At 71.9% G+C, this 15,838-nt stretch carries 18 protein-coding genes and 1 pseudogene; 9 read left to right on the top strand and 10 right to left on the bottom strand.

The window, feature by feature from the left end; all coding sequences use genetic code 11:
• Window positions 1-106 (top strand): annotated as a pseudogene (locus U8525_RS33770) (IS5/IS1182 family transposase); the annotation flags it as partial.
• A gap of 423 nt (window positions 107-529) precedes the next feature.
• Here the strand turns inward: U8525_RS33770 and U8525_RS33765 are convergent.
• The gene (locus U8525_RS33765) at window positions 530-1,486 is read right to left on the bottom strand and encodes an alpha/beta fold hydrolase (protein ID WP_374270859.1); all 957 of its coding nucleotides are present in this window, start codon (window positions 1,484-1,486) and stop codon (window positions 530-532) included.
• 246 nt (window positions 1,487-1,732) lie between these two features.
• Between U8525_RS33765 and U8525_RS33760 the strand changes: the two genes are divergently transcribed.
• Entirely contained in the window at window positions 1,733-2,713 is a 981-nt protein-coding gene (locus tag U8525_RS33760; RefSeq protein ID WP_374270858.1) for a lytic transglycosylase domain-containing protein, read from the top strand.
• A 119-nt stretch (window positions 2,714-2,832) separates the two neighbouring features.
• On the opposite strand, the gene U8525_RS33755 is transcribed toward U8525_RS33760, so the two are convergent.
• The 7 genes from U8525_RS33755 to U8525_RS33725 all read right to left on the bottom strand — a co-directional run bounded on the left by U8525_RS33755 (window position 2,833) and on the right by U8525_RS33725 (window position 6,886).
• A complete protein-coding gene (locus tag U8525_RS33755) occupies window positions 2,833-3,060 on the bottom strand; it encodes a hypothetical protein (protein WP_374270857.1) in 228 nt (75 codons plus the stop codon).
• A 120-nt stretch (window positions 3,061-3,180) separates the two neighbouring features.
• Window positions 3,181-3,309: a hypothetical protein gene (locus U8525_RS33750; RefSeq protein WP_374270856.1), complete on the bottom strand. Its 129-nt coding sequence runs from the start codon at window positions 3,307-3,309 to the stop codon at window positions 3,181-3,183.
• On the bottom strand, window positions 3,279-3,674 hold the full coding sequence (locus U8525_RS33745) for a hypothetical protein (protein WP_374270855.1): 396 nt from the start codon (window positions 3,672-3,674) through the stop codon (window positions 3,279-3,281). The genes U8525_RS33750 and U8525_RS33745 overlap by 31 nt, the downstream gene beginning before the upstream one ends.
• 322 nt (window positions 3,675-3,996) lie before the next feature.
• Entirely contained in the window at window positions 3,997-4,869 is an 873-nt protein-coding gene (locus U8525_RS33740) for an NAD-dependent epimerase/dehydratase family protein (protein WP_374270854.1), read from the bottom strand.
• A 60-nt stretch (window positions 4,870-4,929) separates the two neighbouring features.
• Complete coding sequence (locus U8525_RS33735; protein ID WP_374270853.1) at window positions 4,930-5,871, bottom strand: HTTM domain-containing protein; 942 nt, start codon at window positions 5,869-5,871, stop codon at window positions 4,930-4,932.
• The gene (locus tag U8525_RS33730) at window positions 5,868-6,416 is read right to left on the bottom strand and encodes a hypothetical protein (RefSeq protein ID WP_374270852.1); all 549 of its coding nucleotides are present in this window, start codon (window positions 6,414-6,416) and stop codon (window positions 5,868-5,870) included. Before U8525_RS33730 ends, U8525_RS33735 begins: the two co-directional genes overlap by 4 nt.
• Before the next feature lie 2 nt (window positions 6,417-6,418).
• Window positions 6,419-6,886, bottom strand: coding sequence for a hypothetical protein (locus U8525_RS33725; RefSeq protein WP_374270851.1), 468 nt, complete (start codon window positions 6,884-6,886; stop codon window positions 6,419-6,421).
• Window positions 6,887-7,043: 157 nt separating this feature from the next.
• On the opposite strand from U8525_RS33725, the gene U8525_RS33720 reads away from it, so the two are divergent.
• Window positions 7,044-7,550 (top strand): Mpo1-like protein, encoded by a 507-nt coding sequence (locus tag U8525_RS33720; protein WP_374270850.1) that lies wholly within the window; start codon window positions 7,044-7,046, stop codon window positions 7,548-7,550.
• 23 nt (window positions 7,551-7,573) lie between these two features.
• Here the strand turns inward: U8525_RS33720 and U8525_RS33715 are convergent, their stop codons facing one another.
• Window positions 7,574-9,655, bottom strand: coding sequence for a WD40 repeat domain-containing protein (locus U8525_RS33715; RefSeq protein ID WP_374270849.1), 2,082 nt, complete (start codon window positions 9,653-9,655; stop codon window positions 7,574-7,576).
• Between the two features lie 90 nt (window positions 9,656-9,745).
• On the opposite strand from U8525_RS33715, the gene U8525_RS33710 reads away from it, so the two are divergent.
• Window positions 9,746-10,213: a DUF6496 domain-containing protein gene (locus U8525_RS33710; RefSeq protein ID WP_374270848.1), complete on the top strand. Its 468-nt coding sequence runs from the start codon at window positions 9,746-9,748 to the stop codon at window positions 10,211-10,213.
• A gap of 5 nt (window positions 10,214-10,218) precedes the next feature.
• Window positions 10,219-10,593, top strand: coding sequence for a DUF3175 domain-containing protein (locus U8525_RS33705; RefSeq protein WP_374270847.1), 375 nt, complete (start codon window positions 10,219-10,221; stop codon window positions 10,591-10,593).
• An 11-nt stretch (window positions 10,594-10,604) separates the two neighbouring features.
• Here the strand turns inward: U8525_RS33705 and U8525_RS33700 are convergent, their stop codons facing one another.
• Window positions 10,605-11,948 (bottom strand): erythromycin esterase family protein, encoded by a 1,344-nt coding sequence (locus tag U8525_RS33700; RefSeq protein ID WP_374270846.1) that lies wholly within the window; start codon window positions 11,946-11,948, stop codon window positions 10,605-10,607.
• A gap of 159 nt (window positions 11,949-12,107) precedes the next feature.
• Here U8525_RS33700 and U8525_RS33695 point away from each other — a divergent pair, with 159 nt between their 5' ends.
• From U8525_RS33695 to U8525_RS33680, 4 genes are all read left to right on the top strand, one after another.
• Window positions 12,108-12,761, top strand: coding sequence for a hypothetical protein (locus U8525_RS33695; RefSeq protein ID WP_374270845.1), 654 nt, complete (start codon window positions 12,108-12,110; stop codon window positions 12,759-12,761).
• Window positions 12,762-12,789: 28 nt separating this feature from the next.
• The gene (locus U8525_RS33690) at window positions 12,790-13,728 is read left to right on the top strand and encodes a RimK family alpha-L-glutamate ligase (protein ID WP_374270844.1); all 939 of its coding nucleotides are present in this window, start codon (window positions 12,790-12,792) and stop codon (window positions 13,726-13,728) included.
• Between the two features lie 73 nt (window positions 13,729-13,801).
• Window positions 13,802-14,431, top strand: coding sequence for a 2OG-Fe(II) oxygenase (locus U8525_RS33685; RefSeq protein WP_374270843.1), 630 nt, complete (start codon window positions 13,802-13,804; stop codon window positions 14,429-14,431).
• 62 nt (window positions 14,432-14,493) lie between these two features.
• The gene (locus U8525_RS33680) at window positions 14,494-15,714 is read left to right on the top strand and encodes a serine hydrolase domain-containing protein (RefSeq protein WP_374270842.1); all 1,221 of its coding nucleotides are present in this window, start codon (window positions 14,494-14,496) and stop codon (window positions 15,712-15,714) included.
• The last annotated feature ends 124 nt before the right edge of the window (window positions 15,715-15,838 follow it).

Below are 15,838 nucleotides of genomic sequence, written 5' to 3'. Positions count from 1 at the left end.
CTTCAATCGCTTGAAGCAGAACCGGCGGGTGGCGACGCGCTACGAGAAGCGCGCCGCCAACTACCTCGCGATGGTCCAAATCGCCTCCATCCGCCTCTGGCTCTGATTTGCGGACACGGCCTAGCCTTCCCCGCTGGCCTCCCCGGCACGAGGGCGAGCTGCTCACCCCTGCTCGGGAAGGAGCGCTCCGCATGCTGCGCGCCTCGCGCGAGCTGGGTGCCACCGCGCGGTGCTGCCCTCCTCGTTGGCGGCCATCGGCTATGGGCCATCCACCCGAAAGGCATCAGTTCACTGAGACGGACTGGACGGCCCCACAGCGCCCCGGCGTGGGCGCGTACGGGAGGTCCAAGACGCGGGCAGAGCGCGCGGCCTGGGATTTCCTCGCCCGCGAAGGCGGCGCCCTGGAGCGCTCTGTCATCAACCCGGTAGGTGTGTTCGGGCCAGTGCTGGGACCGGGCTTCTCCAGCTCCATTCTACTGCTGAAGGACGCTCCCAATCCCTGACAGGGAGGCCCCGCCCCGTCACGGGCTCACGTGGGCAATGACCTCAGGAAGGACAGCAGGGCGGCGTTCACCTCCTCGGGGCGCTCCTGCTGGATCCAGTGGCCCGCCCCCGGGAGGACGAGCATGTCCCGGAGGCCGGGCACCAGCGCCTTCATGGGCTCCACCGGCGCGAAGGCGCGCCCCGGGTCCTTCTCCCCGACGATGAACAGGGCGGGCTGCCGGATGAGCGCGGTCGCCAGCTCGGGCAGCTCCTCCCAGTCCCGGTCCATGTTGCGATAGCGATTGAGCCCACCCCGGAAGCCGCTGTGCTCCAGCTCCTTCGCGAAGTGCGCGAGGTCCGCCTCCGTCAGCCACGCGGGCAGCGTGTCCGGCACCTCGACGCCGGTGAGGAGGCCGTCGCCCTCGCGGCGCGCCTTCACGCCCTGGGCTCGCGAATCGAAGCCGGGGCTGCCTGCCAGGAGGATGCGGACCGTCCTCGGGATGTCCGCTTCGAGCTCCGCCTCCGCGACGCCCGGCTCCTGGAAGTAGAGGATGTAGAACCACGTGTCCTTGAACATGCGCCGGAAGAGCTGCGTCGGCGGCAGAGGCGCGCGGCCCAGGTGCGGCACGCTCATGCCCACGACGGCGCGGAAGCGGTCCGGGTGCAGCGCGGCGCAGCTCCACGCCATCGCCGCGCCCCAGTCGTGCCCCACGACCACCGCGGTCCGCTCCCCCAGCGCGTCGAGCAGGCCCACGAAGTCCGCCAGCAGCGCCTTCATGCTGTACGCCTCGATGGGCTCCGGCTTGTCGCTCTGGCCGTAGCCGCGAACATCCGGCGCGACCGCGTGGTAGCCCGCCTCCGCCAGCGCCACGAGCTGGTGGCGCCACGAGTACCCGGACTCCGGCCAGCCATGGAGGAGCAGCACCAGCGGCCCCTGGCCCGCCTCCGCCAGGTGCAGGTGGACGCCGTTCGTCTGGACAACGCGGTGGGTGATGTCGGCCATGGACGTGTTCTGCACGAGGCGCGCTCCCTCCGCCATGCCTGGAGACCGGTGGGTTCGGCTGATGACGGTGGGCATCGGACCGGTGACACGAGTCACCAGCCCCAGGCCCCGGGAGCGCCTCGGGGTGCTCGTGAAATCCATGGGTTGCGCGCGGCCTGGTGGCCCGCGGGGGCTGGCACGCCCGCTGCTATGGGGTCCTGCATCGCAGCACACCCGAAACCCCATCCCCTTTCGAGGTTCCCCGCCATGGCCATCTCGCCCCTTCGCAGCGCCTCCGCTCCCGTGTCCCGCCTGCCCGTGCAGGACGCCGCCTCCCCCCGCCTCGCGGGCCGTCCGGGTGGCGTGGACGGGTTCTCCTCCAGCCAGAAGCCGGGCTCGCCGGGCCTCGCGGCGCTCCAGCAGGACGGCTTCGACGTCGGCTCCGGCAAGGGCGCGGAGCTGGGCAAGCTGCTGCAGGACACGCTGACGGTGCTGTCCTCCGTCGTGCAGTTGGTGGCGCAGGCGGCCGGTGGCGCGCAGGGGCTCCAGGGCGCGCAGGGCGCCTCGGGTGGGCAGTGCGGCACGGGCTCGCAGCCCTTCTCCGACAGCAGCTTCACGCCGCAGGACACGTCGAGCCGTCCTCCCGTGTCGCTCGACGGCGGCGCCAGCACCCCGGCCCCGGCGACCTCGCAGCCCCCGGCGTCCAACGGCAACACGGGCGTCGTGGGCCCGTCGACCTCGCAGCAGGCGTCCTCGTCCCAGGGCGGCGGCACGAAGCTGGGCAACAACCTGCCCCCGGGCCTGGAGAAGTTCCGCAGCGCCATCGAGTCCGCCTCCGCCAAGACGGGCATGCCCGCGGAGATGCTGGCCGCGCAGATCTGGCAGGAGTCGCGCGGCAACCTGGAGGCCGTCACCACCAACGGCGGCAACGGCCTGACGGACACCGGCCTGATGCAGGTCAACCCCAACACCTACAAGGAGCTGCAGGCCAAGTACCCGGAGCTCCAGGGCAAGGACCTCGCCGACCCGGAGACCAACATCCTCGCCGGCGCCTACTACATGAAGGACATGAAGGCGCAGTTCGGCAGCGATGAGCTGGCCCTGCGCGCCTACAACTCCGGCCCCAACGGCGTGGACAAGAGCAACCCGGACGCCATCCCCGCGGGCACGGGCGACGCCACCTACGTGCAGAAGGTGAAGTCCTTCATGAACACGCTGGCCACCGGCCAGGGCACGCTGCCCGCGTAGGGCCCTCGCGACGGACGCCGGAGCACCGCCCCAGGTCTCCGGCGTTCACCCCAGCGGCACGCCGCGGCGAGGACGGAGGGGCGCGCACCCACGGCGCCACGCCCACCCCACAGGCGGCGTCAGCGCGTGGCCGGAGGCAGGCCGCCCTGGCTGTAGCTGTCGCAGAGCGCCATGTACTCGTCGCTGTCCATGGCGAGCGCGGAGACGCGCAGCTTCTTCACGCGGGGCTTCGCGAGCGTGGTCTTGATCTGCGCCATCTTCAGGACGGGCAGGCCCATGTAGGACTGGTCGAGGTAGACGTTCTCCTCCATGTCTTCCCAGGCGCCGAAGAGGACCGTCGCCAGCACCTAGATGACCACGCCCGCGATGAGCCGGGTCCGCGAGTAGTAGATGGCGCGAGGCTTCTCCGCCTGCTTCCTGGACTGGGGGGAGCGGTAGATTTCCATGTCGGGATGTCCGTGGAGGGGTCAGCCGGCCAGCCGGCCTGACAGACAGGCCAGCAGGACTGGCGCGTTGATGACCTTCGCTTCGTCGAACTTCCGGGTCCGCCCCTGGGCGACGATGTTCAGCTCGCGGGACGCGTAGCCCTTGTCCACCTCGTCCTGAGGTCCAACCGCAGCCGCAGCGTCCCGCCCGCGTGGCGCAGGATGAGCCGGTCGTGCGCCCGCTGCTCGACGATCTCCCGCACGTCCCGCCAGCGGATCCACGTGGCGTCCGCGCGCAGGCCCTCGGCCTCCACCGTCAGCGTGTGCGGCGCCAGCAGCCAGGCGAAGAGGTCCCGGGCCCGCCAGCCCAGGCCCCAGAGGCAGCAGGGGATGCCCAGCAGGAGCAGGGAGAAGCCGAACCCGCTCCGGAGCACGTCCTGGACCACCGAGTGAGGGAGCAGCGGCACCCCCAGGGGGTCCAGCAGCGCCGCCGCCTCCACGTAGAGCAAGGCCAGGCCCGCCAGGAACCAATACACTGAGTGTGTTGGAAGGTGCTTGTGGTGCGAGTGCTTCAGTGACGCCTCCAGACGGGCCTGGACGTCACGTCTATAAACAATCACTCCCGTCCCCGCGATGTGTTTCACCCCTCGGGCGGGCGTTCTCGCAGGCTGGGAAAAACACCCTCGCCAACCGAGACGGAACTGTCTGGCCTTGCCCGGAATCTCCCGGATCCAAAGGCATCACAGTCCCGGTGTTTCGCGATGAGTCCCGTCACCCGGACGCAATCCCAGACGCCCCTCATCGACTGACGCCCGCGCACCGGCCCCCCAAGCCGGTGCGGGCAAGGCGTCCGGCGCTTCAGCGGCGCGCGTAGGAGCCGGTGCGCAGCTCGTCGAGGAGGCTGGGGCCCTGGGGCGCCCAGCCCAGGAGCGTCTCCGCCTTCTGGGACGAGAAGCGTTGATCCAGCGCCAGCGCGTCCGCGAACGGACCGAGCTGCTTGCGGGCCTCCTCCAGCGGCCACGCCACCGTCCTGCCGGCCACGCCCGCGCCCTCGCTCGCGGCCTGGGCGGCGTCCCTCACCTTCACGCCTGGGCCCTGCGTGGCGAGGAGGACGGTCCCCGCGGGCGCCTTCTCCACGGCGCGCACGTAGAGGTCCGCCAGGTCATCCACGAACACCACCGCCCAGTGGTTCTCCCCCGTGCCCACGTAGCGCACGGCGCCCCCGTCCTTCGCGGAGCCGGTGAGCATGGCGGGGATGCCGGTGCCCTGCCCGTAGACGACGCCCGGGCGGATGACGATGGCGCGCACGCCCGGCGTGCCCAGCACGCGCTGCTCCACCCCGGGGCGCCAGGCGACGAGCGGCGTCGACCTCAGCGGCGAGTCCTCGTTGGCGACGCCCTGCGTGTCACCGTGCACCCAGACGCCGCTCGTGTAGAGGAACGCCTTGTTCGTGCCCTGGAGCGCGTCCGCCACCGCCGCCACGGCCGGCGCGTCCACGTCCTTGTCGTTGGACGTCGCGGTCCAGATGACCGCGTCCACGTCCTTCACCGCGGCCGCCAGCCCCGCCGGGTCCTTCAGGTCGCCCTGGGCCACCTGGACGCCCCGGGCGGCGAGCTTGCTCCGCGCCGCGTCCGACCGCGCCAGCCCCACCACCTGGTGCCCTGCCCGCTTCAGCGCGTCCACCACCGCCGCGCCGATGTAGCCCGTCGCACCCGTCACAAGGATTCTCATGGTCCACCCCTTCTTCCGGTTCAGGTTGCGCCCCCCTGATGCGCGGCGCCCTTCGGGGTTTCACACCGGCTGGAGCGCGGGGTCCGGGGCCGGCTCCGAGGGCCCTTCCCGGGCCGGCGCCTCCGAGGCTCGCCACGCCCAGGCGAAGGCGGCCAGGTTGAAGGCCATCATCGTCAGGGAGAACAGCCACAGGCGCAGGCAGACGGCGATGCCCGCGTGCAGCAGCAGCGTGGCCACCAGCCAGGGCCGCCGCAGCCGGGGGACCCAGATCATCCCCGCGTAGCCCACCTCGATGAGCAGCGTGCCCCAGCAGGCGACCTTCGCCAGCACCGGGTACGCCGCGAGCCACGAGAAGTCGAAGGCCTGGAACTGCGGCTGCATCAGCGCGCGCCAGAGGGCCTCGCCGCTCCACCACTGGGGCCCCTGGGCCTTGGCGAGGCCGGTGTCCAGGTAGATGAAGCACAGGTGGAGCTGGAGCGTGCGCAGCGCCACCCGCGCCGTGGACGAAGGGCCGGTGAAGGCGCGGCCGGCCCTCGCGTCCAGCGACCAGCGCCCCGCGGACGGCATGAACACCAGGTAGAAGAAGAGCACATGGAGGATGGTGTCCACGCCGTACAGCGACAGGTACGCGTTCGCGGACGTCAGGCCGTGCGTGGACCAGGCGAGCACCGCGAACACGCGCGTGCGGTAGCCCACGAGCAGCCCCGCCAGGCCCACCGCGTAGAGGACGAACACGGCGTACATCGTGGTCATCGTCGTGACGCCCAGCGGCGCCAGCAGGAGCCCCAGCGTCCCCAGGCTGGGCGCCCAGTCGCCCGCGCCCACGTCGGTGATGACCCATTGGACGAGGCCGAAGTTGCCGTACAGCTCCGGCAGGTGCGGCCAGAGGATGGCGAGCTGGACGAGCGAGAGGAGCGCGACGGCGATGCGCAGGAAGGCGAGCCCGTCGGGGGCGGCGGGCTCCAGCCAGAAGCGCCGCAGCCGGGTCTGGACACGGTTCATGGCGTGGCCTCGGGCTCCGGGCCGTCACGGCGGCCGAAGGTCCCGGTGTAGTGGATGGCCCAGTCCGCCCTCGCGCCGGCGGCCCAGTCCTCCAGGGTGGGGAGCTGGTACGACTGGATGACGACGGTGACGCGGGTGGCCTCCGGGTGGAGGCCCAGCATCACCGCCGCCCAGGACTGCGCCAGCACGTCCTGCGTCTTCCGGTTGGCGCGCAGGCCGGACGCGACGATGCAGCGGTAGCGGCGCGCCACCTCCACCTCGTCGGAGGTCAGGGGCTCGAACAGGGAGCTTCCGTCGCGCTGCTCGATGAGGAAGCCGGTCCGCGAGTCGCTGGCCACCGCGGGCGCGAAGTAGCGGTAGTCGCTGAGGACGCCGGAGAGGCCCTGGTAGGTCCGGACGCCCCGGTCGAACGCGGCGTCCGAGCTCACGCGCGCCAGGCCTGTCCAGAGGAAGGCGCCCACCGCGGCCAGGTGCAGCACCGCGATGCACGCCCAGCGGGCCGCCCGGCGTTCATCCCCCTCTGGTCGCGATGGGACGGGGTTCATGGCTATTTCAGGAACTGGTACGAGCCGGGGGTGATGTCCGCGAGGATGGCGTCGATGGCGAAGGCCACGCGCTGCGACTGGGCGCCCGACGCCTGCCCCGCCTCGGTGTTCGGATCCATCACCAGGCCCATGATGTTCGCCTCCTCGTTGAGGACGACGTTCTGGGCGCTGGCCATGCGCCGCACGTAGGCGATGGGCAGCGTGCCGTAGAGGCGCGAGCCGTTGACGCCGCCCCGGGGCGAGAAGGTGGGCAGCCGGACGTAGAACGTGTCCGTCGGCACCTGGCGGATCTGCGCGACGATGGCGTCCACGTCCGCCTGCGTGAAGTCGTGGGGCCGCGTGCGCGCGGACACGGACGCGAAGCTGATGGCGCTGGTGAGCGCCAGGCCCGCCGTGGCGACGGCGGCCACCTTGACGCCGGCGTGACGGAACGCGCGGCGCGCGATGTCTGGAGACAGGAGTTGTTTCATCGGGGAAGGACCTTCGGGGTGAATGCAGCGGCAGGAATGCGGCTGCCCCTCAGGTACGCCCCAATGAAGGCTTATTCTCGCGCCCCGGGGTGCGCGGCGTCCGGCCCCTCCCCCCGGGGGAGGCATCCGGGGCGCGGATGGCCTACGGTGCGGCGCCATGAGCTTCGCCGACAAGATGCGCGTCTGGATGCCCCTGCATGAGAACGGTGTCAGCCGCGCCGTGCACTTCGTGGGGGCCTACCTCTTCACCTTCGCGCTGCTGGTGCCGCTGTGCTGGGTGCGCGTGCCCGGCACGCCCGTCACCGCCGCGCACCTGCTGGTGGCCGCGGTGGCCGTGTACGCCATGACGCTGGAGTGGACCGCCGGCCTGCTCATGGCCCTGCCGCTGGCGCCCACGCTGCTCGCCGCGGAGGCCGTGGCCCGGCTCCCCACGGGGACGTCCGCGGGCATCGCGGGGGGCGTCATGGTGTTCCGCTTCGCGATGGTGGTGGGCGCCCACGTCGTCTTCGAGAAGAAGACCCACGGCCTGTCCCTGGGCGGCCCGCTGCTCTTCTTCATCGAGCCCGTGTACCTGCTCACGCTGGTGCTCTTCGCGCTGGGCCTCAAGCAGGACCTGCGCTCGCGCGTGGCGGCTGGAAGCGCGGCGGCGGCCCCCGGCGTCTGAGCGCCTGGAAGCCGCCGGACGGCTCAGCGAGGCAGGACGCGGAGCCGCGCCTCGTCCCAGACGAGCCCGTAGCGTCGCAGGAGGTCCTCGATGCCCGCTCCCGCCGGGGGCGGATGCGCGCTGGCCCCGAACCGGTTCAACTGGAGCGTCCCGTCAGAGGCCGCGGAGACGAGGAGCGCGCCGTCCGGGGAGAAGGCCAGGGCCGCCAGGAAGCCCTGCTGCCCCGTGAGGGTCCCCAGGTGTTCTCCGGAGGGCAGGCCCCAGAGCTTCACGCCCTCCTCCACGCCCGACGAGGCCAGGAAGCGGCCGTCCGGGGACACGGCCAGGGCCAGCACGCCCACGGCCTGCGCGTCCATCGCCTTCAGCAGCCGGCCCTCCTCCGCGTCCCAGACGCGAAGGGGCTGCCGCATTCCCGCCGTCACCAGGTGGGGCTCGGACGGGGTGAACGCCACGGCGCGCACGGGCTCGCCCAGGTCGAGCCGCAGCAGGGGCTGACGCCGTGCCACGTCCCACGTCCGCGCCGTCTTGTCCGCGCCGCCCGACGCGAGCCTGCGGCCCGTGCTGTCGAAGGCCAGGGCCCAGACCTTGCCGGTGTGGCCCTGGAGCAGCCCCACGGGCCTGCCGTCGGACACCGACCAGAGCTGGATGTCCGGGTCTCCCGCCACCGCGACGAGCGCCCCGTCCGGGCTGAAGGCCACCGCGCGCACGGAGCCGTTCACCCCGGGCAGCTCCAGCAGCACCCGCCCCGAGCGCGCGTCCAGCACGAGCGCCCTCCCCTTCATCGTGCCCACCGCGATGCGCTCGCGGTCGGGGCTCACCGCCAGGGACACCGCGGCCTCCGCGCCCCCAGGCGCTGGAGCGGGGTCCGTCCCCTCCGCGACGCGCCACCGCCGCCAGCCGGCCTCACTGCCCGCGAGCAGCTCGCGGTCCTGGGAGAACGCGAGCGCCTCCACCCAGTCCCCCTGCCCGCCCAGCACCGCCTCCGCGGGCAGCTCCGGCCGGCGCCACACGTTCAGGACCCCATCCATCCCGCCCGAAGCGAACGTGCGCCCGTCCGGCGACAAGGCCACGCTCATCACGGAGGCGTGATGCGCATCCAGCCGCTCCAGCAGCGCGCCCCCGCGTCCGTCGATGCGCTGCACGCGCCCGTCCCAGCCGCCCTGGACCAGACACTGGAACCCGCCGTCGATGGCCGCCACGGAGACGTTGCCCGCGTTGCGAAACACGTCCGTGAGCCGCCCGGACCGGGCGTCCCAGAAGCGCACGGCCCGGTCGCCCGCCGCCGTCATGATGCGCTGTCCATCCGAGGAGAACGCGCCCGCCTCCACCTTCTCCCCGTGCCCCAGGAGGCGATGGACCTCCTTGCGCGACGCCAGGTCCCAGACCCGCGCGCTCCGGTCCGCGCTCGTGGACAGGAGCCGCCCGCCGTCCGGGGAGAAGGCCACGGCGATGACGTTGTCATCGTGCTCGAAGCGGAGCTGCTCGGCGCCGGTCCGCGCGTCCCAGACGCGGACCGCCTTGTCCAGGCCACCGGAGGCCAGCCGGCCGCCATCGGGGGAGAAGGCCAGCCCGAGCACGACATCGGTGTGGCCCGGAATCACCGCTTGCAGCTGGCCCTGGCGCCAGTCCCAGATGCGGAGCGCTCCGGGCCTTCCCGCGGAAGCCAGCCAGCGGCCGTCCGGGGAGAAGGCGACGGCGTGGACCTCGGCCGTGTGGCCCTTCAGCTCCGCCATCAGCTCGCCGCGCTCCGCGTCCCAGAGCCGGACGACGGAGTCGTGGTGCCCGGACGCCAGCACCCGGCCGTCCGGCGTGAACGCCAGGGCGAGCACCGACCCCTGGATGCGCCTCGACCAGCGAAGCGTGGAGGCGCGCGCCATCGCCTGCCCCTGGCCCCACTGCGCCGCGCGCGAGTCCCGCGACGCCCTGGCGAGCGCGAACGATGCCGCCGCCACGCCCCACTGCCGGGACTCGGTGGCGGCTTCGCCCCGGGCCTCGTGGAGGCGGGCGCGCAGGTCCCGCTCGCTCGCGGCGGCCGGCATGCCGCCACCGGAGGACCGGTGCGCCGAACAGGAAGCGAGCAACAGCGCGAGGCACCACCACCGCATGGGGCTCCCTCCGGAGACAGGGCACGGCTTGCCTGGGCGCGGAGCGTCCGCACCTTTGGGCCAGGACCGTAACCCGAATGGGAGGACGCCATGCCCGACAAGGCGACCGTTGACCGAGCGAAGCAGGACCTGCGCGAAGGAAAGATCCCCAGCACCGCGGCGGGTGAGTTCGTGCACGAGGAGCTGGAGCACATCCGCGAAGGCGCGCACGGCGCACGCTCTTCGAAGCAGGCCATCGCCATCGGCCTGTCGAAGGCGCGCCGCGCGGGCGTGCCGCTGAAGCCACCCACGAAGGAGCAGACCTCCGCGCGCACCCGGCGCTCCGCGAAGCAGGACCTGGAGGTGGGCCAGCAGGAGCGCGAGCCCCGGGCGCCCTCGAAGAAGCGGGGCAAGGCCATCGAGGGGGTGCTCCAGCGCGAAGGCCGTCAGGCGGCGTCCAAGAAGGCCCTGTCCGCCCAGGCGAAGAGCGCCTCCCGCGGGCGCAAGACCACCGCCCGCAAGACGGCCGCCCGCAGAGCGGCGGCGACCCGCAAGGCGACCCGCGGGCCCCGGAGGTAGCCGAGATGCCCACCCGGACGAAGAAGCCGCACGGCCCCACGCCCTCTCGCAAGCGCACGCCCCCCGCCTCCCGCGGCGCGACGAAGCGCCCCGCGGCGAAGCGCCGCTACTGGTCCCGGTCGGTCACGGAGCACAGTGACGCGATGACGCTGGAGGACCAGGTCTTCAAGCGTTCACCGAAGGAGATCGCCCGCTCGGTGAAGCGCTCCGCGGAGCGGAGTCACCGGCGCAAGGCGTCGCCGTTCCAGTCCGCCATGTCGATGCTGTCGTTCTACGGCAACCGCGCGGGCCGGAACCTGCCTGCGTCCCGCAAGCGGGCGCTCCAGGAGGCCAAGGAGGAGCTGCGCAAGCTGTATCATCGCCCCTCCCGGGCCCCCTGAGCCCGTCGCCGCTACAGGCCCGTCGGATAGGTCTCCGGGGCCTCGCCCCGCTCCCATCCGGCGGTGCGCTCCAGCGGCTCGAGCGCACGCGTCTCATCGATGTGCAGCAGGGCGTCGAACTGCTCCGGCAGCCGGGTGTGGAAGTAGTGGCTCCGGCGCTCCGTCTCGGGCCGGTAGATGACGCCGATGGCCCGCTGCAGGCGCCGCTCGCGGAGCGCTCCAGCGGCCTCGCCCAGCTCGCGGAGGTCCAGCAGGAAGCCCGGCAGCCGGACCTGATGGAAGAGGGACTCGCAGCTGCCCGCCAGGCCGTGACGGACCCGCTTGCGCTCGGCGGCGCCGCCCCAGTTGGAGGCCGCGGTGACGGTGCCCTGGTACGTGCTGAAGCCGATGAGCCGCGTCGCGCCCGGGTGCCGCTGGCGCGTCAGCTGTCCCAGGTTCACCTCGCCCGAGGCCCCCATCTCCGTCGCGCGCGCATCCCCGACGTGCGAGTTGTGGGCCCAGACCACGACCCGCGCGACGCTCGCGCGCCGCGTCAGGAAGCCCATCAGCGCGTCCAGCGTGTCCGCCATGTGCGTGTCGCGCAGGTTCCAGGACGAGACACGCCCGTGGAACATGGACCGGTAGTACTCCTCGGCGTTCTGGACGACCCGCGCGTTCTGCTCCGCCTCGAACTGCGCGTCCTCCGCCATGGGCCCGTCGCGGTGCAGCAGGGCCTCGCGCTCCCGCTGGAGGTCCCGGAGCTGGGCGACGACCTGCCGCTCGCAGTCCGGCGACAGCCCCAGCGAGGTCGCGTGGCCGTAGTCCTGCGGGTCCTCCCCGAAGTGCTCGAAGCACGCGTAGCGGTGGCGGGCGCGCTTCGCGGCCTCCGGGTCCGCGCGGTCCAGGTACTTCAGCACCGCGCCCATGGAGGCGTGGAGGCTGTAGAGGTCCAGGCCGTAGAACCCGACCTTCCCTCGCGCGGTGTGGCGGTCGTTGTGCGTCCGCAGCCAGCCCGCGAAGTCGAGCACGTCCGCGTTGCGCCACATCCAGGCGGGGAAGCGCTGGAAGTCGGAGAGCGCCTCCGCGGCGTCCGCGTCGGGCCCCATGGCGCGCACGTAGCGGTTGATGCGGTACGCGTCCGGCCAGTCCGCCTCCACGGCGACGGCGTTGAAGCCCTTCTCCACGATGAGGCGGCGCGTCAAGAGCGCGCGCAGCCGGTAGAACTCATGCGTGCCGTGGGTCGCCTCGCCGATGAGCACGCACCGCGCGTCACCCACCCGGTCCATCAGGGGGTCGAGGTCCGCCTGAGTCCCCTGGAGCGGCCGCACCGACTCCGTGAGGGCTCGCACCAGCAATCCGTCGTCTCGGCCCGCCATGGCGTCTCCTCCCCTTGTCTTCAAGGGTTGGGTCGCGCACGGGTTGACGGAAGGCAGCAGACAGCCGGGCAGCGCCCCGCCCTCCCGGGGCCTCTCAGCTTCGCAGAATCAAGCAACTCCCAGCCGGGGTCCGTCGATAACCTTCGCAAAGGAATCTTCATGACCCAGATCAAATCCCCCACGGGCATCGTCTCGTCGCTCCAGACCGCCCTGAAGACCGCCAGCACGAGCGGCAAGGCAGTGGGCGCCCCGGCCCTCAAGAAGGCGCTCCAGGGCACGGACGCGAGCCAGCTGAGCCCCCAGCAGAAGACCGAGGTGCGCGACGCCTTCGAGAAGGTCAAGTTGACCCCGAAGGCGCGGGAGCTCGCGGATCAGTTCGTTGGTGACGGCATCGGCCGCAAGCAGCCGAAGGACAACGGCATGGTGAAGGTCATGATGGATGACCCCACCCGTGGCTCGAAGCTCCCGGACCTCACTCCGCCGGACAACGGCATGGTGAAGGTCATGATGGACGACCCCACCCGCGGCTCGAACCTGCCCGACTTCAATCCTCCGGATGGCGGCATGGTGAAGGTCATGATGGACGACCCCACCCGCGGCTCGAACCTGCCCGACTTCAATCCGCCGGATGGCGGCATGGTGAAGGTCATGATGGATGACCCCACCCGCGGCTCGAACCTGCCCGACTTCAATCCGCCGGATGGCGGCATGGTGAAGGTCATGATGGACGACCCCACCCACGGCTCGAAGCTCCCGGACTTCAAGCCGCTGGATGGCGGCATGGTGAAGGTCAAGATGGACAGCCCGGTCTGAGCACCGGACGGGCGAAGTCACGGACCTCATGACGTCTCGCAAGAAGGTCGTGGTCATCGGCTCGCGCTCGGATGACGCCACCCGCTTCGTCGCGGAAGCGGTGGAGCGGCGCCGCGCGCGAGCCATCGTCCTGGAGACGGACCGGGTCCCGGACTCCGCCGCGTTGAGCTGGGAGGACGGCGAGGTGCACTGGGACGGTGAATGTCTCAGCGACCTGCGCTCGTTCTACCTCAAGCTCGTGCGCCTCTCGCTCCCGGTCCCCGAGGCCGAGGCCCTGTCCGAGCGCAACTTCCCGCGCTGGCAGGAGCAGTACCTGGCGGAGCGGGAGCGCCAGTCGTTCCTCCACTCCGTGCTGCGTTCGCTCCACCGGCGCGGCGGCTCGTTCGTCAACCCGCTGGAGGCGGTGGAGCTGCACTACCTGAAGCTGCACCAGCTGGCCCTGCTGCGCCGTCACCGCGTTCCCGTCCCCAGCACCCTGGCCACCGCCTCGCCGGACGCGGTGCGAGCGTTCGTCGCGCGCCACCGGGCCGTCGTCTACAAGCCGCTGGGCGGCGGCGCGCTGGTGCGCAAGGTGGAGGAGGCGGACCTCACCGAGGCGCGCCTCCAACTGCTCGCCAACTGCCCGGTGCTCTTCCAGGAGCAGATCCAAGGCGACGAGTTCCGCGCCTACGTGCTCGACGGCGAGCCCGTGTCCGCCTTCCACATCCCCACCGACGGCGTGGTGGACGCGCGGCAGAACCTGCACCGGGTGAAGCCCGCCCGCCTGCCCAAGGAGGCCTGGGCGGTGTGCCTGAAGGGCGCCAGGGCGCTGGGCATGGTCTTCACTGCGGTGGACCTGCGGCGCACGCCGGAGGGTGCCTTCGTGGCGCTTGAATTCAACCCCACTCCCGCCATCTCCTTCTTCGATGACCCGCGCGACGGCAAAGTCATCACCCGGCTCGCCAGCTACCTCGTCTCCAAGGCGTGAGCGCCCGAGCGGGTTCTTCATCCCGGGCTTCGCCGACAGCATCTTCGGCCCGGTCCCGGCCCCGAGGCCGGAGGTGTTCCCGGCGTCCGCGGTCGCCTGGACGCGCCTGGCCTCGGCGTCCGCGGCCCTGCACGCCACCCTCCGCCGGGAGTTCATCGAAGGCGGACGGGTGCCCCACCTCTGCCTCCGGGACGCCCTCCTCCCCGAGCGCGCCGAGGCCGTGCATCAGGCCCTGCGCGAGGCGCGCTTCGTGCGCCACCACCACGGGCCCTATCCCCTGCACATCGCGCCGTTGAATCAGCAGGTGCCCTCGGTGCTGACGGACTTCTGCGCGTGGCTCCAGAGCGCGGACGGCGCGGCATTCCACGCCGCGCTGGTGGGCTGGCCCGAGCCGCTGGAGACGCGGCAGGTGCAGGTGTCGCGCATGGAGGTGGGCGAGTATTTTCCAGAGCACCGGGACACGGACGAGGAAGGGCTCGCGGTCGTCTACAACTTCACGCGCCCCTGGGAGGACCGCTTCGGCGGCGTCCTCACCTTCCGGCATCCGGAGGTGGACGCGGACATGATGCGCGTCCCGCCGCTCTTCAACTCGGTGTTCATCTTCCGCGCGAAGGGCGCCCCCCATCGCGTGACCGAGTGGACCGCCGAGGCCCGGGGCCACCAGCGCTATTCCGTCACCGCCTTCGTCCTCGCGAAGCGCTGAGCGCCCGGCCGCCCCCAAGCTCCGGGCCTCACGGCCGACGTCGCAGGGCTAGACTCAAGGCCATGACCCGACGCTCCGCCGCGCTTTCCCAGACACGGCTGGCCGACGTGACGTCCGTCCTGCGGGGGCACGTCGAGCGCGGTGAGCTTCCAGGCCTCGTCGCCCTGATCGCGCGCGGAGACACCGTGCACGTCGACACGCTGGGGACGCAGGACCTCGAGCCCTCGGGTCCGCCCATGCGGCGGGACAGCCTCTTCCGGCTCGCGTCCATGGGCAAGCCCATCACGGCGGTGGCCACGTTGATGCTCGTGGAGGACGGGAAGCTCCCGCTCGACGGCGCCGTCGACCCGTGGCTGCCGGAGCTGGCGAACCGCCGCGTCCTGCGCACGCCCGACGGCCCGCTCGACGACACCGTTCCCGCGAAGCGGGCCATCACCGTGCGCGACCTGCTCACGCTGCGGTGGGGGCTGGGCGCGGTGATGGCGCCGCCCGGCACGCACCCCATCCAGCGAGCCATGGCCGAGGCCCAGGTGGCGCCTGGCTTCCACCTGCTCACGGCGCCGTCCGACGAATTCATGCGACGGCTGGGCGCGCTGCCACTCCGCTATCAGCCCGGGGAGCGGTGGGCCTACCACACCGGCTATGAGGTCCTGGGCGTGTTGGTGGCGCGGGCTTCGGGCATGCGCTTCGACGCGTTCCTGCGCGAGCGGCTGTTCGTGCCGCTCGGCATGAAGGACACGGCGTTCACCGTACCCGAGGAGAAGCGCGACCGGCTCACGACGGCGTACTCGCGCGACCCCGCCACGGGGAGGCTGAAAGCGTGGGACACCCCGGCGGACAGCTTCTGGTCGCGGCCCCCCGCGTTTCCTTCGGGAGGCGGACAGGGCGGGCTGGTGTCCACGGCCGATGACCTCCTCGCCTTCTGCCGGATGCTGCTGGGCCGGGGAGCAGCGGGGGGCACCCGCCTGCTGTCCTCCGCGAGCATCCAGGAGCTGCTGACGGATCAGCTTTCGGAGGAGCAGAAGGCCCGCTCGCCCTTCTTCCCCGGCTTCTGGGATGCATCCGGGTGGAGCTTCGGTGGGGCCGTGTGCACGAAGCCGGACGGCATCTCCCCCACCGCGGGCCGCTACGGCTGGGCGGGCGGCTACGGCCCGACGTTCTTCATCGATCCCCGGCAGGACCTGACGGCCCTCCTGTTGCTCCAGCGAACGGTGCAGGGCCCCGAAGACGGGGCCCTGTCCCTGGAGTTCTCCCAAGGCGCGTACCGGGCGCTGGAGGACTGAGATGCCGTGAGTCTCAGTCAACCGTTTGCGCATGGGGAGGGGTTCGGGGAGGGGGCTGTCGGCAGCAGCGGGGTGAAGGGCTTGCGACGCTTGGCGACGGAGTAGACGGCGGCGAGCAGCTTGC

Source organism: Corallococcus sp. RDP092CA (assembly GCF_041903675.1).
Taxonomy (GTDB): domain Bacteria; phylum Myxococcota; class Myxococcia; order Myxococcales; family Myxococcaceae; genus Corallococcus.
Note: the sequence above shows the minus strand (reverse complement) of the source record. Positions and strands in the feature narration are given on the sequence as shown.